Here is a 24988-nt window from a genome sequence, read left to right as displayed (position 1 = left end):
CTCGTCACTGCCCGATGCGGTCGATCACGAGGGGCCTCGGCTGCGAGGCCGTGGTCCCTATCTCCCAGCTGGATTCGAGTGCCTGTTGCGCATACTCGAAGCGCTCGGGGGTGTCGGTGTACAGCGTCGCCAGCCGATCCCCTGCGCGTACCCGATCGCCGGGCTTGGCGTGCAGACGCACACCGGCTGCGCTCTGCACCGGCTCGCCCTGACGCTCACGGCCCGCGCCCAGCCGCCACGCCGCCAGTCCGACACCCATTGCGTCCAACCCGGTCACGACACCGTCGGCGGCGGCGGCGAAGTCCTGGCTCTCGCGGGCCACGGGTAGCGCGGCATCGGGATCGCCGCCCTGCGCGGCGATCATCGTTCGCCACCGATCCATGGCCGAACCGTCGGCGAGCTTGTCGGCCGGATCGATGCCCTCGATTCCGGCCGCGGCGAGCATCGTGCGCGCCAGCGTGATCGTCAGCTCGACGATGTCGGCCGGACCACCTCCGGCGAGAACCTCGACCGACTCCTCCACTTCGAGCGCGTTGCCCGCGGTGAGCCCGAGCGGGGTGTCCATCGCCGTCAGCACCGCCAGAGTCCGCACGCCCGCATCGGTTCCGAGCTCGACCATCGCCGTCGCGAGTTCGCGTGCGTCGTCGACGTTCTTCATGAACGCGCCGCCGCCGACCTTGACGTCCAACACGAGCGCACCGGTGCCCTCGGCGATCTTCTTGCTCATGATCGAACTGGCGATCAGCGGGATCGATTCGACCGTTCCCGTCACGTCTCGCAGGGCGTAGAGCTTCTTGTCGGCCGGTGCCAGATCGGCACCGGCAGCGCACACGACAGCACCGATCGCCGGATCGGCCAGGATGCGATGCATCTCCTCACCGCTCAGATCCGCTCGCCACCCGGGGATGGACTCGAGCTTGTCCAGCGTCCCGCCGGTGTGTCCCAGTCCTCGACCCGACAGCTGTGGCACAGCGGCCCCGCAGGCGGCGACGAGCGGAGCCAGCGGCAGCGTGATCTTGTCTCCGACACCACCGGTCGAGTGCTTGTCGACGGTCGGCAGCGGCAGCGCCGAGAAGTCCATTCGTGTGCCCGACGCGATCATCGCGTTCGTCCACGTACCGAGCTCGCGACGCGACAATCCGCGCCACAGAACGGCCATCGCGAGAGCCGACATCTGTTCCGGCGCGACGGATCCGCGGGTGAACTCCGCGATCACCCATTCGATCTGCTCGTCGTCGAGAACGCGCCCGTCGCGCTTGGCGCTGATGATGGATACGGCGTCAGGCATGGTTGTTCACGCGTCCTTCTTCGAGGTTGTCGGGGCCGAAAGCGTTCGGGAGCAACTCTGCCAGTCGCGCCGGTCCCGAGACGGTGTCGACGAGCAGATCCGGGCCGCCGAACTCGTACAGCAGCTGCCGGCATCGCCCGCACGGCATCAGAATTTCACGCCTGGAATCGCAGCAGGAAAAGGCCACCAGTCTGCCGCCGCCGGTCGAGTGCAAGTTCGACACCAACCCGCACTCCGCGCAGAGCCCCAAACCGTATGAGACATTCTCCACATTGCACCCGGTGACTATCCGATTGTCGTCCACCAGAGCTGCGGCGCCGACCGGAAAGTTCGAGTACGGGGCGTATGCACGGCCCATTGCCTCATGAGCATTGTCGCGCAACGTCTTCCAGTCGATTTCGTTCATGGTGAACCATCCAATCACGGTGTCTGAATTGATGCAGAGATCCGGCCGAAAGTGCCTGCATCAATTGGGAAGGCAAACCTAACACTGGATTTCGGCACCGTACGAACCTCGAGTCGAATTAGTTCCGTGTTTCGAATGGGTTTACAGTTTCGAGTAAGCGGCTAGTACAACCAGCACTAGGGCCGAATCGCGACAAATCGAGCCAGGCAAGACCGGCCACCGGGGCTCGATGCGTCCACCAACGACGTTGGAGGCATTGCACTCGATGAGTAGCACAACGGAAGTCGCTCCGGTCAAGGAGCACAAGCGGTCGCTGTACCGCGGGGATCCGGGCATGTGGTCCTGGGTCCTTCACCGCATCACAGGCGTCTTGGTCTTTTTCTTCTTGTTCGTCCACGTCCTCGACACGGCCATGGTCCGAGTCAACCCCGAGACGTACGACGCCATCATCGAGACCTACAAGACTCCGCTCGTCGGCCTGATGGAAATCGGCCTCGTCGCAGCAGTGTTGTACCACGCGTTGAACGGCATCCGCGTGATGCTGATCGATTTCTGGTCCAAGGGACCGCAGTACCAGAAGCCGATGCTGTGGGCGATCGCAGTCGTCTGGCTCGTAGTCATGATCCCCGGCGCGGGACGAATCTTCTACAACATGTTCACGGCAGGTGGTCACTGATGTCGACGCACGGTCCCGAGGCGAAGGTCCTCGGCACGAACTACGACCGTCCGGCCAGCCTGGCAAACCCGCGTTCGCCGCGACGCCAGAGCAAGGGCAACTTCGAGCTCTACGCGTGGCTGTTCATGCGCTTCTCCGGTCTGGCACTCGTCGTGCTCGTCTTGGGCCACATGTTCATCATGCTGATGCTCGACGACGGTGTGCACCGCATCAACTTCGCATTCGTCGCCGGTCGTTGGGCCAGCCCGTTCTGGCAGTTCTGGGACTTGACGATGCTGTGGCTGGCGCAGCTGCACGGCGGCAACGGCCTGCGCACGATCATCGCGGACTACTCCCGCAAGGACTCGACGCGATTCTGGCTGACCACGCTGCTGGTGCTGTCGATGATCCTCATCATGGGCGTCGGCACCTACGTCATCTTCACGTTCGATCCCAACATCACGGCGAGCTAAGGACACTGACGCTTACATGCAGGAACATCGTTACGACGTACTGATCGTCGGCGCAGGCGGTGCCGGTATGCGTGCTGCGATCGAGGCCGGACCCCGCGCTCGTACAGCCGTACTGACCAAGCTCTACCCCACGCGCTCGCACACCGGCGCAGCTCAGGGTGGCATGTGTGCCGCCCTGGCCAATGTCGAGGAAGACAACTGGGAGTGGCACACGTTCGACACCGTCAAGGGCGGCGACTACCTCGCCGACCAGGACGCCGTGGAGATCATGGCCAAGGAAGCCATCGACGCAGTTCTCGACCTCGAGAAGATGGGTCTTCCGTTCAACCGGACACCCGAGGGCAAGATCGATCAGCGGCGCTTCGGTGGTCACACCCGCGATCACGGCAAAGCTCCGGTGCGTCGTGCGTGCTACGCAGCCGACCGCACCGGCCACATGATCCTGCAGACGCTCTACCAGAACTGCGTCAAGCACGACGTCGAGTTCTACAACGAGTTCTACGCATTGGATCTGTGTCTGACCGAGACCGACGACGGTCCTGTCGCGACCGGCATCATCGCCTACGAGCTCTCCACCGGTGAGCTGCACATCTTCCACGCGAAGTCGATCATCTTCGCCACCGGAGGGTCGGGCCGAATCTTCAAGACCACGTCCAACGCCCACACCCTCACCGGTGACGGCATGAGCATCGTGTTCCGCAAGGGTCTTCCCTTGGAGGACATGGAGTTCCACCAGTTCCACCCGACAGGTCTCGCAGGCCTGGGCATCCTCATCTCCGAGGCCGTGCGAGGCGAGGGCGGAATCCTGCGGAACGAGTCGGGTGAACGCTTCATGGAGCGCTACGCACCGACCATCAAGGACCTCGCGCCCCGCGACATCGTCGCGCGCTCGATGGTGCTCGAGGTGCTCGAAGGACGCGGCGGCGGCCCGAACAAGGACTACGTCTACATCGACGTCACGCACATTCCCGAGGAAGTTCTGGACGAGAAGCTCCCGGACATCATGGAGTTCTCCCGCACGTACCTCGGTGTCGACCCCGTCAAGGAGCCGGTGCCCGTCTACCCGACGTGCCACTACGTCATGGGCGGCATCCCCACCAAGATCCGTGGCGAGGTTCTGCGCAACAACGAGGACATCGTTCCCGGCCTCTACGCGGCCGGCGAATGCGCCTGCGTCTCCGTGCACGGAGCCAACCGTCTCGGCACCAACTCGTTGCTCGACATCAACGTCTTCGGACGTCGTGCCGGCATCGCGGCGGCCGAATACGCGAACTCGGTCGACTTCACCCCGCTCCCCGAGGAGCCGGCGAAGATGGTGCAGGACTGGCTGGAACTGATCCTCTCCGATCACGGCCACGAGCGCGCAGCCGACATCCGTACCGAGATGCAGCAGTCGATGGACAACAACGCATCGGTGTTCCGTACGGAGGAACGTCTCGAGACGGCGCTCAAGGATGTTCGCGCCCTCAAGGAGCGGTACAACAAGATCACCGTCGAGGACAAGGGCAAGCGCTACAACAGCGACCTGCTCGAGGCCATCGAACTCGGCTTCCTGCTCGAAATGGCGGAGGTCACGGTCGTCGGTGCACTCAACCGGAAGGAATCGCGCGGCGGACATGCTCGCGAGGACTACCCCGAGCGCAACGACGCCGAGTACATGAAGCACACCATGGCCTACAAAGAGGGCGAAGGTCTGCTCACCGAGATCCGCTTGGATTACAAGCCGGTAATCCAAACCCGCTACGAGCCGATGGAGCGGAAGTACTGATATGAGCGCACCCACCCTGGACAAGAAGTCCAACGAGTCCGATCTGCCGCCCGTCCCCGAGGGCGCGGTGATGGTCAACCTCAAGATCGCGCGCTTCAACCCCGAGAACGGCGACGGTCAGCGCTGGGACACCTTCCAGGTCCCCACCCTGGCCACCGACCGGCTGCTCAACCTTCTGCTGTACGTGAAGGGCTACCTGGACGGCACACTGACGTTCCGACGTTCGTGCGCACACGGTGTCTGCGGCAGCGACGCGATGCGAATCAACGGTGTCAACCGTCTGGCCTGCAAGGTGCTCATGCGTGACATGCTCCCCAAGGACTCGTCGAAGACGCTGAACATCACCATCGAGCCCATCAAGGGTCTGCCGGTGGAGAAAGACCTCATCGTCGACATGGAACCCTTCTTCGACGCGTTCCGCGCCGTGAAGCCGTTCCTGATGACGACGGGCAACGAGCCGACCCGCGAGCGGATTCAGTCCGCAGCGGACCGCGCCCGGTTCGACGACACCACCAAGTGCATCCTGTGCGCGTGCTGCACCACCTCGTGCCCCGTGTTCTGGAGCGACGGCAGCTACTTCGGTCCGGCCGCCATCGTCAACGCGCACCGGTTCATCTTCGACAGCCGTGACGAGGGTGCAACCGAGCGTCTGGACATCCTCAACGACGTCGAGGGTGTGTGGCGTTGCCGCACCACCTTCAACTGCACCGACGCATGCCCCCGCGGCATCCAGGTGACCAAGGCGATCCAGGAAGTCAAGCGCGCGTTGCTCTTCGCCCGCTGATCGTTCGTTCCCGGTCGGGAACCACAGTGGCCCCCATGCAGACAGTCTGCATGGGGGCCTTCTCGTTCCATCAGTGTGCCTGCCCCGCGGGATTCGATCTCGGCGCTCGGGCGAGATGAGGTGTTTCTGATGGAATCAGGGGGTTGATTCGCAGGTCGAAAGGGATCAGGCTCGAGGTCGGACTCTGCACCTGGCCATCGAGAGGACTTTCACCATGACCACCGGCACCAGCACAACCCGGACCGGACGGCTCGGAGAAGACGACTGCGACATCGATCGATTCCGTGAATCGGTATCGGAGCAGGTCGACCTCGCGAACTTTCCGCATGCAGCGAGCGTGCGCGAGAACGTTCTGATCTACGACGCCCACTCGGTCGAGGGCCTCGATGCCCCGACACGCGAGGCGGTGCAGAACGAGCTCGCCCAGGCTCTGCTCACCGGGCCCGGCATCGTCGTGTTCGAAGGCGCCTTCACCGAAGACCACGGTATCCGTGAGGCCACCGGCTACTTCATGGACACCATCGCCGGTCAGCACGCGGCAGGGACGAACTCGGGCGATCACTTCGCGGAGCCCGGTGCCAACGATCGCGTCTGGTCCGCATTGCAGAAGCTGGCCGTCGATCGGCCCGAAGTGTTCACGCAGTACTACGCCAACGACGTGCTCGCATTGGTGTCGCACGCGTGGTTGGGACCGATGTATCAGGTGACATCCTCGATCAACGTCGTCAACCCGGGCGGTCGAGCCCAGAATCCTCACCGTGATTACCACCTGGGGTTCATGTCCATCGACACCGCCGCTGCATTCCCGGCACACGTACACCGACTGTCACCTGCCCTGACTCTGCAGGGAGCCGTCGCACACTGCGACATGCCGCTCGAGAGCGGGCCGACCATGTACTTACCGTTCTCACAGCGGTACGAACCGGGCTACATCGCATTCAATTTGCCTGAGTTCCGAGAGTACTTCGCGCAGAACTACATTCAACTACCGCTTCGGGTCGGCGACGCCGTCTTCTTCAATCCGGCACTGTTCCATGCTGCCGGACACAACACCTCGAATGGCATCCGCCGGATAGCGAATTTGTTGCAGGTGTCGTCGCCATTCGGTCGGGCTATCGACACCGTCGACCGCAAGGCCGTTGTCGAGGCCATCTATCCGTCTCTGCTTCGGATGGCGTCGAGCAGCAGCGCAGCTTCCGTCGAGAACGTCATTGCGGCGTCGGCCGAGGGATACGCATTCCCCACCAACCTCGATCGCGACCGACCGACGACCGGCCTGGCGGGCGAGACCCAGGCCGAACTTCTCGCGCGCGCCGTCCACGCCGCGATGCCTGCGGCCGAGTTGACGACACTGCTCGAGGCTCAGAGCCGGCGCCACAGCATCTGACCCTCTCGACTCACGACCGAACTTCTCGGGCCCTCGACCGGTCACCTGTTGTTGTAGCGGGTCAGGACATGGATCCGCGAGGCCTCGTTGACCACGCCGTCCAGTGCGCCCCTCGCCTGCATGATCATCCGGCAGGCCAACCGTGCGTCGGCGCGCAGTTCGTGATGCAGAACAGCGGACACCGCACCGGACCGCAGCAGCACCCGATTGTCCTCGTCGAGGTCGTGGCCGATGAACACCCGACACCGGCGCCCTGCTGCCTCGAACGCCCTGACGATCGCTGTGTTCCCGCCCCCGATCGAATAGACGGCCTCGATCGCCGGATGCCGGCCGAGGGCGTCCACGACGAGAGACTCGACCGTCGCGTCCAGACCGTCGGTACCGGCGAGCTCGACGACGGTGCGCCCGAATCCCGCACCCCGCTCTGCCGCAAGGGTGCGCAGCGTTGTCCGAAATCCCATTTCGCGTTCTTCTTCGCCACGAAAGGTGTTACTGCTGAGCGTTATCAGCACCTCTCGGTCCACGTCCCCGAGCCACTGATCGACCAGAAACGCTGCAGTGGCACCCGCCGCGCGATTGTCGATGCCTACGTACCCGAGGCGGTCCGAGGCCGATACGTCGGTCACGTATGTCACCACCGGCACGCCGGCGCCGACCACGGCGTCGATCGCCTGAGCGACGTCGGGATCGTCCGGGGCTTTGAGGATGACTCCATGGGTGCCGCGGGCGGCGAGCTTTCCGAGGGTCTCGACCATGGCAGGTACCGATTCGGTATCTCGAAAGTGGAATCTGCATCGCACGAGCGCAGGCGAGAGCATCGGCAGTTCGGCCTCGATCGCGGTACGGAACTCGGCCGAGAATCGTGGCGGCGTCTGCATCACGACGTCGAACAGAAACTTGCGACCGTTGAGTCGAAGTTGCGATCGCTGCTTGTCCAGGTCTGTGATCGCCTGCTGCACTTCGGCTCTGGTGTCCTGCCGCACCCCCGGCCTGTCGTGCAGAACACGATCGACCGTGGCTTCGCTCAGACCGGCCTGCTGCGCAATTTCGCGGACCTTGAATCGATGCCTCACGCGGACCTCGTTTCGTGATGCCTTTTTGAGGGGTTTTGACTGTTGATCGTAACCTCATCGGCCGCAACACTGAACGCATGAATTCCTACCTGTCCGGCACACCCCTCCTGGAGAACTCCGTCGTTCTCGTCAGTGGCGGAACCCAGGGCGTCGGTGCGGGCGTTGTTCGAGCTGCTGCTCGAGAGGGTGCTGCAGTCGCCTTCACCGGCCGACGCGTCGAGGTCGGTTCGGCCTTGCAGGACGAATTGAACGCCGCCGGCCACTCCACACATTTCATCGAGGCCGATGTCTCGGACCCCGACTCCGCTCGCGGGTCGGTCGAGCGCACGGTGGACAGGTTCGGACGAATAGACGCTCTGTGCAATGCAGCCGGGCTCACCACTCGGGGCACACTGGTGGACACCACTCCGGAGTTGTTCGATCACCACATCGGCGTCAATCTGCGAGGCCCCTTCTTCACGATGCAAGCTGCAGTGCAGAACATGCTCTCGCGCAGTGCAGCCGGGACCATCGTCAACGTCATCTCGATTGCCGAGCACGGCGGCCAATCCTTCCTCGCCCCCTACGTCGCGGCCAAAGCCGGACTGGCCGGTCTGACGAAGAACGCGGCCTACGCGCACCGGTGGGATCGCATCCGCATCAACGGGCTGAACATCGGCTGGACCGAGACCGAGGGCGAGACCGAGATACAGAAGCGCTTCCACGGTGGTGACGACGACTGGGCCGCCACCGCGAACAACAGTGTCCCCATGGGCAAGCTCGGCCAAGTCGACGAGATTGCCGACTTCGTCGTTCTCCTGCTCTCCTCGCGCAGTGGAGTAGTCACCGGTTCCGTCATCGACTGGGATCAAACGATCATCGGAGGGCAGGACTGATGGGATCGCGGATCGGCGTCATCGGACTCGGCCGCATCGGCGCGTTCCACGTCGACACGCTCAGCACACTCGACGGCGTAGACGGCCTCGTCGTCACGGACGAGCGTCGGGAAGTGACCGACTCGGTGGCGCAGAAATCCGGTGCCACAGCGGTCTCGTCCGCCGCGGAGATGATCGCGTCGGGGGTCGACGGAGTTGTCATCGCCGCCGCAACGTCCGCGCACGCGGGGCTGGTTCTGGCGTGTGTCGATGCCGGGATACCGGTGTTCTGCGAAAAGCCCATTGCCTTCACCGCGGTCGAAAGTCTCGCTGTGGTGCAACGAATCTCGGGCTGCTCCGTGCCGGTTCAGATCGGGTACAACCGGCGATTCGATCCCGCCTTCGTCGCAGCCAAGGCCGCCGTTGCCTCGGGCGATCTAGGCCGACTACATACCGTCCGCTCGACCACCCTCGATCCTGCTCCCCCGCCGATGTCGTACATCGCCACCTCCGGTGGCATCTTCCGAGACTGCAGTGTGCACGATTTCGATATCGTTCGATGGGTCGTCGGACACGAGGTCGTCGAGGTGTACGCAGCAGGGTCGAACCAGGGTGATCCCGAGTTCTCCGCCGTCGGCGACGTCGACACGGCAACTACGACAATCACTTTCGAGAACGGCACGCTGGGCGTCGTATCCAACACCCGATACAACGGACGCGGTTACGACTGTCGCCTCGAAGTACACGGCAGCGACGATACCGTCGTGGCCGGGTGGGATCAGCAGGTACCGGTGCGCAACCTCGACGCGGGGGCAACGTTCCCCGATTCCACACCGCACAGCTTCTTCATGGACCGCTTCGAGTCGGCCTACCAGGCCGAACTGTCTGCCTTTCTGCGGGTCGTCGCCGGCGACATCCCCTCACCGTGCACGGCGCGCGACGCCCTCGAGGTCGCGTGGATTGCCGAGGCCGCAACACTGTCCTTACAACAGCACCGACCGGTGCGGATCGACGAGGTACGTCCATGAGCGCCATTCGTATTGCTGGAGCACCTATCTCGTGGGGAGTGTGCGAGGTTCCCGGATGGGGCTACCAAATTCCGGCAGACCGCGTGCTGACCGAGATGCGCGGAGCAGGATTGACGGCCACGGAAGTGGGACCGGAGGGATTCCTCCCTGCCGAGCCCGCCGAACTCGCACAGACTCTGCAACGCTACGGCCTGACCTCCGTGGGCGGGTTCGCTCCGGTGCTGCTGCACGACCGAGATCACGACCCGGTTCCAGGCATCGGGCCACTGCTCGACGCGTTCGTCGCGAGTCGCGCCGAGGTTCTCGTGCTCGCCGCCACCACCGGCAGCGAAGGCTACGACTCACGCCCCATCCTGAACGATGATCAATGGACAACGTTGCTGCTCAACCTCGATCGGCTGCACGCTGCCGCCGACAGCCGAGGCATCCGTGCCGTTCTGCACCCACACGTGGGCACCATGATCGAGAAGCGCGACGAAGTGTTCCGGGTGCTCGATGGGTCGAGCATCCCGCTGTGTCTCGATACCGGCCACCTACTCATCGGGGGGACCGATCCGGTGGAACTGGTGACCGTCGCGTCCGAACGCATCACCCACGCCCACCTCAAGGACGTATCTCTGCCACTGGCCGCTCAGGTGCAATCGGGTGAGCTCACCTACACCGAGGCGGTAGCTCGCGGCATGTACACCCCGCTCGGCACCGGCGATGTCGACATCTCCTCGGTCGTGAACCTGCTGCTCGACGCAGGTTTCGAGGGCTGGTTCGTATTGGAACAGGACACAATCCTGTCCGAGGAACCAGCCGGCGAAGGACCAGTTCGCGATGTCGTTGCCAGTGTCGAGTTCTTGCGCAATATCGTGCGGTTGCGCGCGGGGGCACCCTCGTGAGCGCACTACGTATCGGCATACTGGGTGCGTCCCGGATCGCCGAACAGGCGCTGGTCGAACCGGCGCGCATTCTCGATTACCGTCTGGTCGCGTGCGCAGCGCGTGACCGCACACGAGCGGAAAGGTTCGCCGAAAAACACGGAGTGGAGCGAGTTCTCGACTCCTACCAGGACGTCCTCGACGACCCGGAGGTCGACCTCGTCTACAACCCGCTCGCGAATGCGATGCACGCACCGTGGAATCTCGCGTCGGTCCGAGCCGGGAAACCGGTACTCACCGAGAAGCCTTCCGCGAGCACCGCATCCGAGGCCGATCGAGTTCGACGAGCGGCATCTCTAGCCGGAGTCCCGGTGCTGGAGGGGTTCCACTACATGTTCCACCCGGTCACCGAGCGCCTGCTGCAGTTGGCGAGCGACGGCACCCTGGGCGACCTGCTTCGCATCGAGACGATCACCCACATGCCTGCCCCGGAGAAGGACGACCACCGATGGCATCCCGAGTTGGCCGGCGGTGCCTTGATGGACCTCGGGTGCTACGGCCTGCATGCGCAACGGCTGTTCGGATCGATGGCCGGTGGTGAGCCGAGCGTCACGGCAGCCCGACTCACCCCACATCCGTCCGGAGTGGACACCGCCTTCGACGTCGATCTGGCTTTCCCCGGCGGTGTCACGGGCGGTGTCACGGGCTCCATGACCGCGCCGGAGTACGACTTCCGAATCAAGGTCACGGGCACACGCGGAGAAGCGTTGGCGCACAACTTCATCAAACCGAACGAGGACGATCGCGTCACGACGATCGTGAACGGCGACAGTAGAACCGAGAACCTCGGTAGACGCTCGTCCTACACCTACCAGCTCGAGGCATTCGCGAATCACATCGTGCACGGCGCTTCTGTACCGTTGGACGCCGAAGACGCAGTGCGGAACATGGACATGATCGACCGAGTCGTCGAAGTGGCGTCGCGTACCGACTTCACACGAACGCGCTGAAGCCCGTCACTCCGCGGCCGACGATCAGGTTGTTGATCTGCGCGGTTCCCTCGTAGGAGTACAGGGCCTCGGCGTCGGCGAAGAATCTGATGACATCGTGCTCGATGAGAATTCCGTTGCCGCCCAGGATCTCTCGGGCCCAGCCGACCACCTCGCGCAGCCGCGTCGTGCAGAAGGTCTTCGCGAGAGCCGCATGCTCGTCGTGGTGGACGCCGTTGTCCTGCAACTCGGAGACACGAATCGCCATGCCGAGCGAGGCGGTGATGTTCGCCGTCATGCGTGCGATCAGGTCGGAGATCAGCTGGAACGACGCGATCGGAGATCCGAACTGTTCGCGTTCGCGCGCATAGGCCACGGCCCGCTCGTACGCGCCCATCATCACGCCCACGGCCTGAAACGCCACTCCCCCGCGGGTCAAGCGGAGCACCTTCGCCGTGTCGGCGAACGAGTTGGCCTCGGCAAGCTTGTTCTCGACCGGGACTCGGCAGTTCTCCAGATGGATGTCCGCGTTCTCGACCGCGCGGAGCGAGTACTTGCCCTCGATCTTCTCGGCCCGGAACCCCTCGAATCCCTGCTCCACGACGAAGCCCTTGACCTCGCCGTCGGCCTCGTCCTTGGCGAAGACGATGGTCAGATCAGCGAAGGTGGCGTTGCCGATCCAGCGCTTGCTGCCGTTGAGGATCCAGTGATCTCCGTCGAGTCGAGCTGTTGTCTCGAGTCCGCCTGCGACGTCGGAGCCACCGTGCGGTTCGGACAGTCCGAACGCGCCGATCTTTTCCATTCGGCGCATGGCGGGCAACCACCGCTCGCGCTGCTCCTCGGAGCCGAGAATCGAGATGCTGCTCATCGCCAGAGAACTGTGCACGCTGAACATCGTTCCCGTGGACGGATCGACCCGCGCGAACTCCATTTCGAGCCAGCCGGTGAGCAGTTTGCGCGAGGCCTTGCGGTCTTCGGCAGGAGTGGAGCCTGCGGAACGACCCGGGTCCTTGAATGCGTAACCGAGACCGGCGATCTCGAGATCGGCGATCTTCGGCATCAGGTGCACCGGAGAGGTGGCCTTCTCCCAGAATTCGTTCGCCCTCGGCGCGACCTCCTCCTGCAGGAACCGACGGGTTCGCAGGACCACCTCGGTCTCGGAGTCGTCGAGCATGCTCTGATACCCGTAGAAATCGGATTCGAGAAAGTCCGGCGACAGTGGTCCGAGGGGCTCGTGCTCGCTCATGTTCGGCTCCTTCGTCTGGCACCTCCGTCGGGCACCGCTACCGATCTTCTACCCGCCGCGCCCGATTCTCACGCATACACCGCGGCCCTGAGATGTCAGCGGCGCAGTTCGTCGGAAAGGATCGCCAATTCGTCGCCGCCTGCCATTTCCTTGGTGAGGTCGTCGAGCGAGATGTCGTCGTGCGCACAGTCCAACGTCTGACGTCCGCGATCGAGGAGGACGAAGTGATCTCCGACCATGTACGCGTGATGAGGATTGTGGGTGATGAACACGACGCCGAAGCCATTCTCCCTGGCTGCCGAGATGTACCGGAGAACCATGCCTGACTGTTTGACGCCGAGAGCGGCGGTCGGCTCGTCGAGAATGAGCACTCGGGCACCGAAGTAGATGGCGCGAGCGATGGCAACGCATTGACGTTGGCCACCGGACAGTGAGCCGATGGGGGCATCGACATCCGGCAGGTCGATACCCATCTTGCGGAGTTCGTCGATGGTTCTCGCGCGCATGGCATGGGTGTCGAGGGTCTTGACGATCGTGCCCTTGCGCAGCTCCTGGCCGAGAAAGAAGTTGCGCCACACCGGCATCAGGGAGACGACCGCGAGGTCCTGGTAGACCGTGGAGATGCCCTGTTCCACCGCCTGCTTAGGCGAGCCGAACGTGGTCGCCTTGCCGTCGACGAGCAGTTCCCCCTCCGACTGCAGATGCAGACCGGACATGATCTTGATCAGAGTGGATTTGCCTGCACCGTTGTCACCGAGAACGCAGGTGACCTCACCGGCACCGACGCGGAGGTCTATCCCGTGCAGCGCGATGATGTTGCCGTAGCTCTTACCCACGCCTTTCAGTTCGATGAGGGGCGTGTTCGCGGAGGACGTCATGGTCACCTTTTCGCCGCGTAGTTGCGGAAGGAGCTGTTCGCGATCACTGCGAACAGCAGCATCGCGCCGAGGAAGAACTTGAACCAGTCCGGGTTCCAGCCTGCATAGACGATGCCCTGGTTGGTCATGCCGAAGATGAACGCTCCGATGAAAGCACCGACAGCCGTGCCGTATCCACCGGTGAGCAGGCATCCGCCGATGACCGCGGCGATGATGTAGAGGAATTCGTTGCCCACGCCTTGGCCGGACTGGACGGTGTCGAACGCGAACAGCAGGTGCATGCCGACGAACCAGGCGCAGAAGCCGACGAACATGAACAAGCAGATCTTGACCCTCGTGACCGGCACCCCGACGGCTCGCGCCGATTCCTGATTGCCGCCGACGGCGAAGATCCAGTTGCCGGTGCGCGTTCTCATCAAGACCCACGTCGCTGCCAGCGTCAATACGATCCACCACACGACGGTGATGCGGACCGAGACGCCCAGCAGGGAGAACGAGGACGAGAAGAAGGCCTTGGCCGAGTCGAATCCCTCCATGTCCGAGATGGACGGGGTGGCGACCTGGCCGGTGACGAGCTTGGTGACGGCGAGATTGATGCCGGTGAGCATCAGAAACGACGCCAACGTGATCAGGAACGACGGAATCTTGGTCGTCATCACCAGGTATCCGTTGAGGAAACCGACCGCCAGTGCCAGCATCAGCGCCAGCGCCGAGCCGGCCCAGACGTTCAGGTGCAGGTTGTAGGCCAGCATGGAGGCCATGATCGAGGAGAACGTCACCGCAACTCCGGTCGAGAGGTCGAATTCTCCGCCGATCATCAACAGGGAGACACCGATCGCCATGATGCCGATGGTCGAGGATGCGTACAGCACGGTGGCGAGTGCCTCGGGCGATCGAAACGGGGGTGCCACGATGCAGAAGAAGACGAAGATGGCGACCGCGCCGAAGAGCGCCCCGACCTCCGGGCGAATGAGCAACCGCTGCAACGGTTTCTGCTTCTTGACCCGCTCATCTGCGATCACGGTGTGTTCGGACAGAGCCGGATCGGCCTGTGTGGACATGAATTTCCTTCCGCGCCGAGGCGGCGCACTCAGCGTGTGCCGTTACGGGCGTACTCGGCGACCGCGTCGATGTTGGTCGAATCGATGAACGCGGGCCCGGTCAGCACAGGGGTGCCGCCGCCGATCGTGTTGCCGTTGTTGAGGTAGAGCCACAGCGAGTCGATGGCCAGGTAACCTTGCAGGTAGGGCTGCTGATCGATGGCCCACGCAACGTCGCCCGACTCGATCGCATCGACGAGTGCGGCGTTGGTGTCGAACGTGACGATCGTGGCGTCGCTGCCCGCATTGTTCTTGGACTGCACCGCCGTCAGAGCGATCGGAGCGGCCAGCGCGATGACGTGGTCGATGGTCGGGTCCTGCTGCAGCTTGGCGGTGATGGTCGACTCGACGGACGGCATGTCCTTGCTGTTGACGTTGAGGATCTCGGTGGTACCTCCGAAGCCCTGCGTCACGCCGGCACAACGAGCCTCGAGTGACACGGCACCCTGCTCCTGGATGATGCAGAGTGTCTTGCGTGCACCGTCCTCGGTGAGGCGAGCCCCCGCGGCCTGCCCGGCGATGGTCTCGTCCTGGCCGAAGTACTGCTGGACTCCCATGTCCTTCCAGGAGTCGTAGCCGGAATTGAACGCGACGACCGGGACGCCCGCGGCGGTCGCGGCCTCGACGGAGGGGGCCATCGCGTCGGGTTTGGCCAAAGTGACCGCGATACCGTCGACCTTCGAGTCGATCGCACTCTGGACGAGGTTGGCCTGGTTGGGCGCCTCGGGATCTGCGGAGTAGCGCAGTTCGATGTTGTCCTTGGCCGCGGCGGCCTCGGCACCCTTGCGAACCAGATCCCAGAAGGTGTCGCCGGGAACCTCGTGTGTGATCATCGCGATCGTCGCCGACGGCGTATCGGCAACGCCCGCGTTGCTTCCGTCGTCGGACGAGCGAGGAGCACCGCCGGTGCTCGAACAGGCAGCGACAGTCAGTGCCGCGACCGCACAGACCGCCCCGATCGCGATCGGCCCGCGCCTTTGCCGAAACCTCATTGCACTCCCTCTTCAAAATCCGGTCTCTCGAACAATCGACGAAACCGACCCGCCGACCTGATCACTGTAGAAACGATCGGTACCCGTCACGCATCTTCGACGATTATTCGTCAGGCAACGGAACCGGTGTGCGCACCTGCGGACCTCGGACGACATGAGAGAACTCTCATCTCCGATTCACGTAGCCACAATCCACCGGGATCAGACTCGTCTGTGTGCGAACCATCATCGTCTCGGCCCTGGGACTGCTCACGCTCGCCGTACTCGTCACGGCATTGCTGACGACTCGATCGACGGGCGAGCAGACCCCGTTGCCCGCACCCATCGTCGCACCCGCCGCACCCGTGCAATCCGCCCCGGGTACTCCGCAACCCGTCCCCCCTGCACCTGGACCGGGCGATCCCGCGCCCACCACCGCGCCCACCACCGCGCCACAGCCGGTGGCACCGGACGGATTCGTGCCCCCGCCGCCTCTGCCGCCTGCCGACTGGGACGATGACTTCGACGACGACTGGGATGACGATGACGACGACTGACCCTGCTGCGAGACCGACCACGTGATGCGGACGCGACTGCTCGCCCTGCGCCCGACGAGCGCTCGGAGCCGCATCTTCTCGTGGGTGCTGCTGCTGGTGCTGGCATCTCTGGCAGCCGTCACCGTCACCACCTGGCTGCTCATGATCCACGCGACCGACAATCGCATGCGCGAATCGCTGCGCACCGAGATCGCCGAGTTCTCCACCCTCACCGACGCAGGCGTCGATCCAGGAACCGGTGCACCGTTCGACGACATCGACGACGTGCTCCGCGTGGTGATCACCTACAACCTCGCTCGCCCCAACGAGAAGTTCCTGGGTTACGTGGACGGCGCTTTCGCCGTGCAGAGCAGGCAGCAGGCACCGGTGCGTCTCTCCGACGACACCGGCTTCACCGCCGAGGTCGGTACCGTCACCGCGCCGGTCGAGGGTTCGTATTCGAGTGCGGCAGGTGAAGTGGTGTACCTCGCGGTGCCGGTCTCCCTGGCGGGCGACCCGGTGACCGGGGTCGTGGTCGCCGCCTACTTCGCCGACCAGGAACGCGCGTCGGCCGACGAGACCGCGACCCTGATGCTCGTCGTCGGCGGCGTCACCTCGGTGCTGGCGGCAGCGGGGGCGTGGTTCGTCGCGGGCCGCATCATGTCGCCGATCAGACACATCACCGCCACCGCCAGAACGATCACCGAGACCGACCTGTCCGGCCGAATCACCGACGCCAGAACAACGGGTCGAGGCGACGACATCGGAGCCCTGATCGACACCCTGAACTCGATGCTCGACCGAATCGAGTCCGGCGCGGCGAGTCAGCGCCGATTCCTCGACGACGCAGGCCACGAGCTCCGCACTCCCATCACCATCGTCCGAGGTCATCTCGATGTGCTCGACCACGGCGACCCCGCCGACGTTCGAGATACCGTTGCGCTCGTCGACGACGAACTCGATCGGATGAACCGACTCGTCGCAGACCTGTTGCTGCTCACCCGGGCCGACCAGACGAGCTTCGTCACGCCGGTGGACACCGATGTCGACGCGCTCACTCGAAGCGTGTTCGACAAGGTGACCACCCTCGCCGACCGGGAATGGGTGCTGGAGGCGAGCGCAACCGTCCACGCGCCGCTCGACGCGCAACGACTGACCCAGGCACTGCTGGCGTTGGCGGACAACGCAACTCACCACACGATACCCGGCAGTCGCGTCGGCATCGGATCACAACTGTCCGACGGTGACATCCGGTTCTGGGTCACCGACTCGGGCCCGGGAATCGAGCGCGACGAGCAGGAACGAATCTTCGAGCGCTTCGCCCGCGGTCGCAACGGAACCAGACGGACCGAGGGCGCGGGGCTCGGATTGTCCATCGTCACCGCCATCGCACAGGCCCACCGTGGACGGGTGAGTGTCGGCAGCGCACCGGGACACGGGGCCACGTTCACCATCACGATACCACTGACCGATTCCCCTCCCCCGCAGAAGGATCGACCATGGCCCGCATCCTGATCGCCGAAGACGAACCCCGCATAGCCTCGTTCGTCCACAAGGGGCTGCGAGCGAGCGGTTTCAGCACGACGACCGTCTCCGACGGCAGATCCGCGTACGAACACGCCCGCAGCGGTGACTTCGATCTGGTGGTACTCGACATCGGGTTGCCGATCATGGACGGCTTCGAGGTACTGCAGCGACTGCGTGGAGAGCAGTGCGAGATACCGGTGATCGTGTTGACTGCCCGCGACAGCGTCCACGACGTGGTGTCCGGTCTCGAGACCGGCGCCGACGACTACATGGCCAAGCCGTTCCGATTCGAGGAACTGCTGGCGCGCATCCGAGTTCGCCTGGGCACCAAACGAACCGTCGATACCACGCAGCTCGCGGTCGCCGACCTCACCCTCGACCTGCGTACTCGGCGAGCTGTGGTGGGAGACCGAACCGTCGACCTGTCGGCCCGTGAGTTCGCCCTGGCCGAGACCTTCATGCGCCACCCCGGCCAGGTCCTCTCGCGAGAGCAACTCCTGTCGCAGGTGTGGGGCTACGACTTCGACCCGGGATCGAATGTCGTCGACGTCTACGTCCGCTACCTCCGGGCGAAATTCGGCGCTGCACGAATCGAGACCGTCCGCGGAATGGGATACCGACTGTCCGAGACATGAGTGGCGTCGGACGGTGCCGACGCCACTGCTCGAGTATCAGTCGTCCCAGTCGTTGTCGTCGTCCAGTCCGTCGTCCAGATCGTCGTTGCGGTCGTCCAGATCATCGTTGCGGTCGTCCAGATCGTCGTTGCGGTCGTCCAGATCATCGTTGCGGTCGTCCAGATCATCGTTGCGGTCGTCCAGATCATCGTTGCGGTCGTCCCAGTCGTCGTCGTAGCGGTCGTCCGGGATCTGGGTCGGTGCGGGCTGTTGGGGAGCTGCCGGCGGGTTCGGAGCCGAATCTGCCTCCGACAGAGGCTGTTCCACCGAGATCGAGGACGGCCGCTGCTGGGTGGGGTCGTCGTCGGCGATCGCGAGTGCGCCGACGCTTCCGAGCGTGACGACAACGGCTGCTGCACCGACGATCATGAACTTTCCTGGCATCCTCATGTCTGCTCCTTCGATCCGAGTTCTGTAGGCCACCGTTTCGGTGATAACTCAACGATCGCTGCCGAACGTGAGAACCGAAGGAGCACAACATGAGCGAGTTCTCATACTGGCAACGGGCGCGTGCCGCGACGCGAGGGGCGACATTCGGCCGTTGTCGGTGACGATGTCGGGACAAGAGCCGGAGTAGTCGTTCGGGCGATGTTCGCCGGTGGGTCGCCACGTCGACCGACCCCCGAGCGCCTATGGTGATTCGCGATGAAAAGGATTCGAGTGTGCGTGGCCGTGTCGGCAGTGTCGATGGTTCTCGTCGGCATCGGCTGTGGACCGGCTCTGGCGCAACCCGCCGCCGAGCCACCGGCGGTGACGACGACACCGCCGTTCACGACGCCCGACACCGACAGCTGCCCGTACGCCGCGTCACCTCCCCCGGCAATCGACCTGTCCGAGGTACCGGCCCCTGGAAGCACTGCCCCGCAACCACTCCCGATTCCTGCTGAGGCCGTCGGCGGGGATCGGCTCGCGGAGTGTGGAGCGGTGCTGCCGGACGGGGCTCCCCCGTTGCCTGCCGATATCTCGGCCACCGGGTTCGTGGTGGCCGATATGGACTCCGGCTCCGTTCTGGCCGCCAAGGATCCGCACGGGCGGCATCGGCCGGCGAGCACGATCAAGGTGCTACTTGCGATCGTCGCCCTCGTCGAGCTGAACTTGAATTCCCAGATCACCGCGACCGCAGAGGACGCCGATGCCGAGGGCAGTGCCGTCGGCATCGGAGAGAACGGTGTCTACACCAATCTCCAATTGATGCAGGGCCTGGTGATGGCATCGGGAAACGATGCAGCGCACGCGTTGTCCAGGCAGTTGGGCGGCGACGCGGCGACCGTGGACAAGATGAATGCCAAGGCCGCAGAACTGGGTGCGCTCGACACTCGCACCGCCACGCCGTCGGGTCTCGACGGCCCCGGCATGGCGAGCTCTGCCTACGACCTGGCGTTGATCTACCGCGCGGCCATGCGTGATCCGACCTTCGCGCAACTGATTTCGACCGAGACCGTTCAGTTTCCCGGCTACCCGAAGGATCTTACGATCCCGGACGACCAAGACCGGCCCGGGTTCACCCTCTCCAACGACAATCAGCTGCTCTACAACTACCAGGGTGCACTCGGAGGCAAGACCGGATACACCGACGATGCTCGCCAGACATTCGTCGCAGGAGCAGAGCGGGGCGGCAGGCGTCTCGTCGTGACGATCATGAAGGGTGACGTGCTGCCGATCCGCCCGTGGGAGCAAGCGGCCCGCCTGTTGGACTACGGGTTCACTCTCGATTCGAGCCGCGGCGTAGGCGAACTCGTGGAGCCGCAGTCGACGTCCGCGGTGACGAGCACACGCGCGCCCGAGGCCGCGCCGACTCTCGCCCAGCCACCCGCATCGGCGTCGGGGTCGAGCTCCCGCCAGTCCGAGATGCAGGCCCAAGGCGACACCGTCGTTCGCATCGCGATAGGTGTCATCGGTGGGATCGTGGTGATCGGGCTGCTGTGGGGAGCTCGACGGCTTTCGCGCAACCGCTGAACCGCGTCCACAGAGAGAGCGATCGCGAGCAATTCAACGGCGTCTGTTGCGCAATCCCGCGACGCCGAGAGCGGCGAGGGCACCGGCACCCACCAGCGCCAGACCACCCGTCACGGACGGTCCTTCGCTGACCTCGACCCTCGTGTTGATCACCGCCGGGTCCGGGGCCGGAACATGAGCTTCGGCCAAGCTTTCGCGAGTCGTCGCGGCGAACGACGTGGAGAACAGCACGAGCCGTGACGTCGTGAACACGAATACGAGCAGACCGATGATGGGTCCGAAGACCACGCCTGCGGGGCCACTCGTCACCGATGCCAGGTAGATGGCACCGAGTTGCTTGAAGATCTCGAACCCGACGGCAGCGAGCAACGCACCTTTGGCTGCGCTGCGCCACGACACCGGCTCGCGCGGCAGCCGCGAGATCACCCAGGTGAACAACGCCCAGGTGCCCGCCAGCGCGAGGAGAATCGAGAAGACACGCAGCGCGACGCCCACTCCTGGGACGGAATCGAGATTGGCCCACTCGAGAATGCTGCGCATCAGGTCACCACCGGCCAGTGCCGACAACGCCAGCGACAGCACCAGTGCGGTCCCCAGCCCGAGCAGCGCGGCGAAATCCTTGGCCTTGGTGGCCAGAAAACCGCCCTGCTCGTGTTGGCTCTCCCACATGGCGGTCAGTGCCTCGCGCAGGTTTGCGATCCAACCGAGACCTGCATACAGGGCACCGAGTAGACCGATGATGCCGACGCTCGTCCGAGACTCGATGGCCGTCTGGATCAGCGAACTGATGGTCTCACCGAAGCTGCCCGGCACGTTCTGGGCAATCTGCGACTGGATCTCGGCAAGCCACTCGGGCTGATTCACCAGCACGAACCCGGCGATCGCGAACGCGACCATCAGCAGCGGGAACAACGCCAGCACACTGAAGTACGTCATGCCTGCCGCGTAGTAATCGCCCTTCTGGCCCTGGTACCGCTGCGCAGCAACAACAGTGTGATCGAGCCACGGCCACCGTGTGCGCCGGTCGTCGAGGATCGCCTTGAAATCGGGCATGGCACTCACCTTCTCGCTGTCGTCGGCTGCTGTCGGATCGTGTCGCCACGGTGCTGCGCCTCGAAGTACTCTTTGCCGAAATCCAGCACGCCCAAACTCGGTGTGCCGTAGATGCTATGCACCTGGCGGCAGGAAACCCACCCTGTCGTAGACCTGAGCGAGCGTTCGACTCGCCACTTCCCTGGCTCGATCCGCACCGGCCGCGAGGATGCGATCGAGTTCGGCCACATCGGCCATGAACCCGTCCATCCGCTCCCGTAGCGGAACGACGAACTCGGTCAGAACGTCGGCGGTGTCGGACTTGAGGTCGCCGTATCCCTTGCCTGCGTACCCGGCAACGAGATCGTCGATACTCGCGCCCGACAGCGCAGACTGAATCACGAGCAGGTTGCTGACGCCCGCTTTGTTCTCCGGATCGAACACGATGTCGCGTTCGTTGTCCGTCACTGCCGAACGGATCTTCTTCGCCGACACCTTCGGGTCGTCGAGAATGTTGACGATGCCCGCGGGATTCGACGAGGACTTGCTCATCTTCGCGGTGGGATCCTGCAGATCGAAGATCTTCGCGGTGCCCTTGATGATGTGCGCATCGGGCACGACGAACGTCTTCTTGAACCGCGTGTTGAAACGCTGCGCCAGATCACGAGTCAACTCCAGGTGTTGCCGCTGATCCTCGCCGACGGGCACCAGATTCGGCCGATAGAGCAGGATGTCGGCGGCCTGCAGAATCGGGTAGGTGAACAGTCCGACGCTGGTGTGATCGCGACCCTGCTTGGCGGACTTGTCCTTGAACTGTGTCATCCGCGCAGCTTCGCCGAATCCGGTGATGCAGTTCAGAACCCACGCCAACTGGGCATGCTCGGGCACCTGGCTCTGGACGAACAGAGTCGACTTCTCCGGATCGATTCCCACCGCCAGCAACTGCGCAGCGGCCACTCGGGTGCGACGACGCAGTTCCTTCGGGTCCTGCGGAACGGTGATCGCATGCAGGTCCGGGATGAAGTAGAACGCGTCGAACTCGTCCTGCAACTCCACCCAGTTCCGCACCGCACCCAGGTAGTTACCGAGATGGAACGAATCGGCAGTCGGTTGGATGCCGGAGAGCACCCGCCGACGCGGACCCTGCGGAGTGTCGATGGAGTCGGAAGAAGACATGCCGCAATCTTTTCACGAACCCATCGACGCCCACTTCCTGCCTAGCGGTAGCGCACTGTCACCGGCGCGTGATCGGACCATCGCTGGTCGTATGCCTCGGCCCGCTCGGTGATCGCTTCCTTGGCGCGCTCGGCCAGATCACTCGTGGCCAACTGATAGTCGATTCGCCAGCCGGCGTCGTTGTCGAAGGCCTTGCCGCGGTAGGACCACCAGCTGTACGGACCTTCGACGCCCGGGTGCAGCGCCCGTACCACGTCGGTCCAGGGGGCCTCGTCGGCGAGCAACCGCGTCACCCATTCGCGTTCCTCGGGTAGGAAGCCGGAATTCTTGCGGTTGGTCTTCCATGCCTTGAGATCGGCCTCGGTGTGGGCGATGTTCCAATCGCCGCAGACCACAACGTCGCGATCATCGGACTTCGCGACCTTGGCCGTCTTGGCCAGATACTTCGCGAACGCCGCCATGAAGCGTTCCTTCTCGTCCTGACGCTCGGTACCCACCTCACCCGACGGCAAGTACAGGCTCGCAACGGTGACGTCGCCGAAGTCGCCCTCGATGTAGCGACCTACATCGGCGAATTCGACCGCCCCGATGCCCGTGCGAATCGCATCGGGAGCCGCCTTCGACAGCAAGGCCACCCCGTTGCGTCCTTTCGCGGACGGCTCGGCCGAGGCCAGGTGCCAGCCCGCATCGAGGGCCGGGGCCAGCGCCTTGGTCAGTTCGCCGTCGTTGGCGCGGGTTTCCTGCAAGCAGATGACGTCGGCATCGGTGGTCTCGAGCCACGGCAGCATGCCCTTGCGAACAGCTGCGCGAATTCCGTTGACGTTGACAGTGGAAACAGTGATCGGCACGCCGACGACGGTAGCGGAGCCCACCGACAGACGGCACGTGGGCTTCTTGCCTGAGGTCATTCCGGCAGGCTCCACTCCCGCTTGCCCGAGGTCATTCCTGCAGGCTCCACTCCCGCTCGTGGGAGCCGTCACCGCAGGCCGGCTACCGACGCCTCGGCTTGGCCCCGGGTCTCGGCGCGAAGACCGCCGATGTCACCTCCGGCGAGATACTCGGTTCTCGATCGATGCGTCGGTAGACGAGGTGCTGCTGGGCGTAGGTCCAGATGTTGTTGCTCACCCAGTACAGCAGCACCGCGACCGGAAGTACCGGCCCACCGACGAGCACGCCTGCCGGGAACACCCAGAGCACGAGCTTGTTCATGATCGCCGTCTGCGGGTAGGCGAGCGCCGCTGCATCCTGCCGGGCGACGGACGCCCGCGAGTTCAGATGCGTCGCCACCGCAGCGACGATCATCAACGGGACGGCAACGAACGCGATGCTCCACACCGACGGCACTCCCCCGAACGGACCGAATGCCTCCAGCACCTCCCGAGAACTGTTGACGGCAGCAGAGATCGGCGCGCCGAAGAGCCGGGCGTCGAGAAAGGACTGCACATCGGCGGCGCTGAAGACGTAGTTCGCGGTGTTCGCATTTTCCTGCGCCGTCATACCTAGATGTCCGAATCCGGTACCGGTTCGGTTGAACGAGCGCAGCACGTGCAGCAGACCGATGAAGACCGGGCCCTGCGCCAGCAGGGGTAGGCACCCCATCAACGGGTTGAAACCGTGTTCCTGCTGCAACTTCCGCATCTCGGTTGCCTGTCGAGCACGGTCCCCGGAGTACTTCTTCTGTACGGCCTTGATCTGTGGTTGGAGCCTTTTCATGGCGAGCTGGGAACGAATCTGGCTGACGAACGGCTTGATCAGTAGCGCACGCAGTGTGAAGACCAGGAATATCACCGCCAAGGCCCAGGCGAAGCCGTTGTCGGGGCCGAGCACGGACCCGAAGACTTTGTGCCAGAACCACAGCACCGCGGAGACGGGATAGTAGACGACATCGAGCATGGTGGAGCACCTCACTGTGAGAGAAGTCGGTCGGCTGGCGTCTCGACCGGATCTCGCAGTGGCTCAGGAGAACTGGAGCCACCGGTCCGGTCCACAGACCGGACCGGGCGCTCTGGGCATGGGGCGACCTGGCGCATCGGGTTGCTGTTGCCTGCGATAGGACCCGCGAAGTCTCCGCCCGTCCGCGCCTGCAGCGCACGACGACAGCGGTGCGATCACTGCGAGGTCGGACGGCGCACCGAGGACGAACAGGGACGACGCGACCAGCGCACCGAACATCGCTATCTGTGCGGCGGGTTGTGCGTCGACGACGGTGAAGACGACGAGTAGGACGGCGAGGACGCCGACCAGCGTCCCGGCGTAGGGTCGAATCGCCAGATGAGGGGTTCGAGAATGGAGCATCTTCAGTTCCTTGGGACAGCCTCGCG

Annotated in this window: 26 protein-coding genes; 13 read left to right on the top strand and 13 right to left on the bottom strand. The window is 64.1% G+C overall.

The genetic code is table 11. From position 1 onward, the window contains the following. Positions 1 to 4 precede the first annotated feature (4 nt). Positions 5 to 1288, bottom strand: coding sequence for a thymidine phosphorylase (locus tag R4P57_RS01920; protein ID WP_317801201.1), 1284 nt, complete (start codon positions 1286 to 1288; stop codon positions 5 to 7). Next, positions 1281 to 1694: a cytidine deaminase gene (locus R4P57_RS01915; protein ID WP_300523993.1), complete on the bottom strand. Its 414-nt coding sequence runs from the start codon at positions 1692 to 1694 to the stop codon at positions 1281 to 1283. The genes R4P57_RS01920 and R4P57_RS01915 overlap by 8 nt, the downstream gene beginning before the upstream one ends. Before the next feature lie 265 nt (positions 1695 to 1959). Between R4P57_RS01915 and sdhC the strand changes: the two genes are divergently transcribed. The 5 genes from sdhC to R4P57_RS01890 all read left to right on the top strand — a co-directional run bounded on the left by sdhC (position 1960) and on the right by R4P57_RS01890 (position 6761). Next, the gene (gene sdhC / locus R4P57_RS01910; protein ID WP_317801200.1) at positions 1960 to 2370 is read left to right on the top strand and encodes a succinate dehydrogenase, cytochrome b556 subunit; all 411 of its coding nucleotides are present in this window, start codon (positions 1960 to 1962) and stop codon (positions 2368 to 2370) included. After that, positions 2370 to 2822, top strand: a complete 453-nt coding sequence (locus tag R4P57_RS01905) for a succinate dehydrogenase hydrophobic membrane anchor subunit (RefSeq protein WP_317801199.1) — start codon at positions 2370 to 2372, stop codon at positions 2820 to 2822. The genes sdhC and R4P57_RS01905 overlap by 1 nt, the downstream gene beginning before the upstream one ends. A 16-nt stretch (positions 2823 to 2838) precedes the next feature. Beyond that, positions 2839 to 4590, top strand: coding sequence for a succinate dehydrogenase flavoprotein subunit (gene sdhA, locus R4P57_RS01900; protein WP_317801198.1), 1752 nt, complete (start codon positions 2839 to 2841; stop codon positions 4588 to 4590). Between the two features lies 1 nt (position 4591). Then, entirely contained in the window at positions 4592 to 5374 is a 783-nt protein-coding gene (locus R4P57_RS01895; RefSeq protein ID WP_037188150.1) for a succinate dehydrogenase iron-sulfur subunit, read from the top strand. A gap of 214 nt (positions 5375 to 5588) precedes the next feature. Continuing rightward, positions 5589 to 6761: a phytanoyl-CoA dioxygenase family protein gene (locus R4P57_RS01890; protein WP_317801197.1), complete on the top strand. Its 1173-nt coding sequence runs from the start codon at positions 5589 to 5591 to the stop codon at positions 6759 to 6761. A 41-nt stretch (positions 6762 to 6802) separates the two neighbouring features. Here the strand turns inward: R4P57_RS01890 and R4P57_RS01885 are convergent, their stop codons facing one another. Next, positions 6803 to 7834, bottom strand: coding sequence for a LacI family DNA-binding transcriptional regulator (locus tag R4P57_RS01885; RefSeq protein ID WP_317801196.1), 1032 nt, complete (start codon positions 7832 to 7834; stop codon positions 6803 to 6805). A 77-nt stretch (positions 7835 to 7911) separates the two neighbouring features. Between R4P57_RS01885 and R4P57_RS01880 the strand changes: the two genes are divergently transcribed. Genes R4P57_RS01880 through R4P57_RS01865 form a run of 4 tightly spaced genes read left to right on the top strand, consistent with a single transcriptional unit; the run spans position 7912 to position 11592 of the window. After that, positions 7912 to 8709, top strand: coding sequence for an SDR family oxidoreductase (locus R4P57_RS01880; RefSeq protein WP_317801195.1), 798 nt, complete (start codon positions 7912 to 7914; stop codon positions 8707 to 8709). After that, a complete protein-coding gene (locus tag R4P57_RS01875; protein ID WP_317801194.1) occupies positions 8709 to 9716 on the top strand; it encodes a Gfo/Idh/MocA family oxidoreductase in 1008 nt (335 codons plus the stop codon). Before R4P57_RS01880 ends, R4P57_RS01875 begins: the two co-directional genes overlap by 1 nt. Further along, a complete protein-coding gene (locus R4P57_RS01870; RefSeq protein ID WP_317801193.1) occupies positions 9713 to 10603 on the top strand; it encodes a sugar phosphate isomerase/epimerase in 891 nt (296 codons plus the stop codon). Before R4P57_RS01875 ends, R4P57_RS01870 begins: the two co-directional genes overlap by 4 nt. Next, positions 10600 to 11592 carry a Gfo/Idh/MocA family oxidoreductase gene (locus tag R4P57_RS01865; RefSeq protein ID WP_317801192.1) on the top strand — a complete coding sequence of 331 codons (993 nt, stop codon included), beginning with the start codon at positions 10600 to 10602 and terminating at the stop codon, positions 11590 to 11592. The genes R4P57_RS01870 and R4P57_RS01865 overlap by 4 nt, the downstream gene beginning before the upstream one ends. Here R4P57_RS01865 and R4P57_RS01860 read toward each other — a convergent pair. From R4P57_RS01860 to R4P57_RS01845, 4 genes are all read right to left on the bottom strand, one after another. Next, complete coding sequence (locus R4P57_RS01860) at positions 11576 to 12817, bottom strand: acyl-CoA dehydrogenase family protein (RefSeq protein ID WP_317801191.1); 1242 nt, start codon at positions 12815 to 12817, stop codon at positions 11576 to 11578. The two genes, R4P57_RS01865 and R4P57_RS01860, sit on opposite strands and share 17 nt — an antisense overlap. A 95-nt stretch (positions 12818 to 12912) precedes the next feature. Next, the gene (locus tag R4P57_RS01855; protein WP_317801190.1) at positions 12913 to 13695 is read right to left on the bottom strand and encodes an ATP-binding cassette domain-containing protein; all 783 of its coding nucleotides are present in this window, start codon (positions 13693 to 13695) and stop codon (positions 12913 to 12915) included. Positions 13696 to 13697: 2 nt separating this feature from the next. Next, positions 13698 to 14756: an ABC transporter permease gene (locus tag R4P57_RS01850; protein WP_317801188.1), complete on the bottom strand. Its 1059-nt coding sequence runs from the start codon at positions 14754 to 14756 to the stop codon at positions 13698 to 13700. Positions 14757 to 14785: 29 nt separating this feature from the next. Beyond that, positions 14786 to 15787 carry a substrate-binding domain-containing protein gene (locus tag R4P57_RS01845; protein WP_317801187.1) on the bottom strand — a complete coding sequence of 334 codons (1002 nt, stop codon included), beginning with the start codon at positions 15785 to 15787 and terminating at the stop codon, positions 14786 to 14788. Positions 15788 to 16002: 215 nt separating this feature from the next. Here R4P57_RS01845 and R4P57_RS01840 point away from each other — a divergent pair, with 215 nt between their 5' ends. Genes R4P57_RS01840 through R4P57_RS01830 form a run of 3 tightly spaced genes read left to right on the top strand, consistent with a single transcriptional unit; the run spans position 16003 to position 18464 of the window. Further along, positions 16003 to 16323: a hypothetical protein gene (locus R4P57_RS01840; protein ID WP_317801186.1), complete on the top strand. Its 321-nt coding sequence runs from the start codon at positions 16003 to 16005 to the stop codon at positions 16321 to 16323. Between the two features lie 24 nt (positions 16324 to 16347). Then, the gene (locus R4P57_RS01835) at positions 16348 to 17817 is read left to right on the top strand and encodes a HAMP domain-containing sensor histidine kinase (protein ID WP_317801184.1); all 1470 of its coding nucleotides are present in this window, start codon (positions 16348 to 16350) and stop codon (positions 17815 to 17817) included. Beyond that, positions 17802 to 18464, top strand: coding sequence for a response regulator transcription factor (locus tag R4P57_RS01830; protein WP_283277571.1), 663 nt, complete (start codon positions 17802 to 17804; stop codon positions 18462 to 18464). The genes R4P57_RS01835 and R4P57_RS01830 overlap by 16 nt, the downstream gene beginning before the upstream one ends. A gap of 36 nt (positions 18465 to 18500) precedes the next feature. On the opposite strand, the gene R4P57_RS01825 is transcribed toward R4P57_RS01830, so the two are convergent. Further along, positions 18501 to 18893 (bottom strand): hypothetical protein, encoded by a 393-nt coding sequence (locus tag R4P57_RS01825; protein WP_317801183.1) that lies wholly within the window; start codon positions 18891 to 18893, stop codon positions 18501 to 18503. 270 nt (positions 18894 to 19163) lie between these two features. Here R4P57_RS01825 and R4P57_RS01820 point away from each other — a divergent pair, with 270 nt between their 5' ends. Then, the gene (locus R4P57_RS01820; protein ID WP_317801664.1) at positions 19164 to 20459 is read left to right on the top strand and encodes a D-alanyl-D-alanine carboxypeptidase family protein; all 1296 of its coding nucleotides are present in this window, start codon (positions 19164 to 19166) and stop codon (positions 20457 to 20459) included. Between the two features lie 33 nt (positions 20460 to 20492). On the opposite strand, the gene yhjD is transcribed toward R4P57_RS01820, so the two are convergent. The 5 genes from yhjD to R4P57_RS01795 all read right to left on the bottom strand — a co-directional run bounded on the left by yhjD (position 20493) and on the right by R4P57_RS01795 (position 24962). After that, a complete protein-coding gene (gene yhjD, locus R4P57_RS01815) occupies positions 20493 to 21512 on the bottom strand; it encodes an inner membrane protein YhjD (RefSeq protein ID WP_317801181.1) in 1020 nt (339 codons plus the stop codon). 114 nt (positions 21513 to 21626) lie between these two features. After that, positions 21627 to 22667, bottom strand: coding sequence for a tryptophan--tRNA ligase (gene trpS, locus R4P57_RS01810; RefSeq protein WP_032397468.1), 1041 nt, complete (start codon positions 22665 to 22667; stop codon positions 21627 to 21629). A gap of 41 nt (positions 22668 to 22708) precedes the next feature. Continuing rightward, positions 22709 to 23575, bottom strand: coding sequence for an exodeoxyribonuclease III (locus R4P57_RS01805; protein WP_411742265.1), 867 nt, complete (start codon positions 23573 to 23575; stop codon positions 22709 to 22711). A gap of 82 nt (positions 23576 to 23657) precedes the next feature. Next, positions 23658 to 24560, bottom strand: a complete 903-nt coding sequence (gene yidC, locus R4P57_RS01800; protein ID WP_317801180.1) for a membrane protein insertase YidC — start codon at positions 24558 to 24560, stop codon at positions 23658 to 23660. 63 nt (positions 24561 to 24623) lie between these two features. Continuing rightward, positions 24624 to 24962 carry a DUF6412 domain-containing protein gene (locus R4P57_RS01795; RefSeq protein WP_317801179.1) on the bottom strand — a complete coding sequence of 113 codons (339 nt, stop codon included), beginning with the start codon at positions 24960 to 24962 and terminating at the stop codon, positions 24624 to 24626. Positions 24963 to 24988 lie beyond the last annotated feature (26 nt).

The organism is Rhodococcus sp. IEGM 1330 (assembly GCF_033142445.1).
Taxonomy (GTDB): Bacteria; Actinomycetota; Actinomycetes; order Mycobacteriales; family Mycobacteriaceae; genus Rhodococcoides.
Note: the sequence above shows the minus strand (reverse complement) of the source record. Positions and strands in the feature narration are given on the sequence as shown.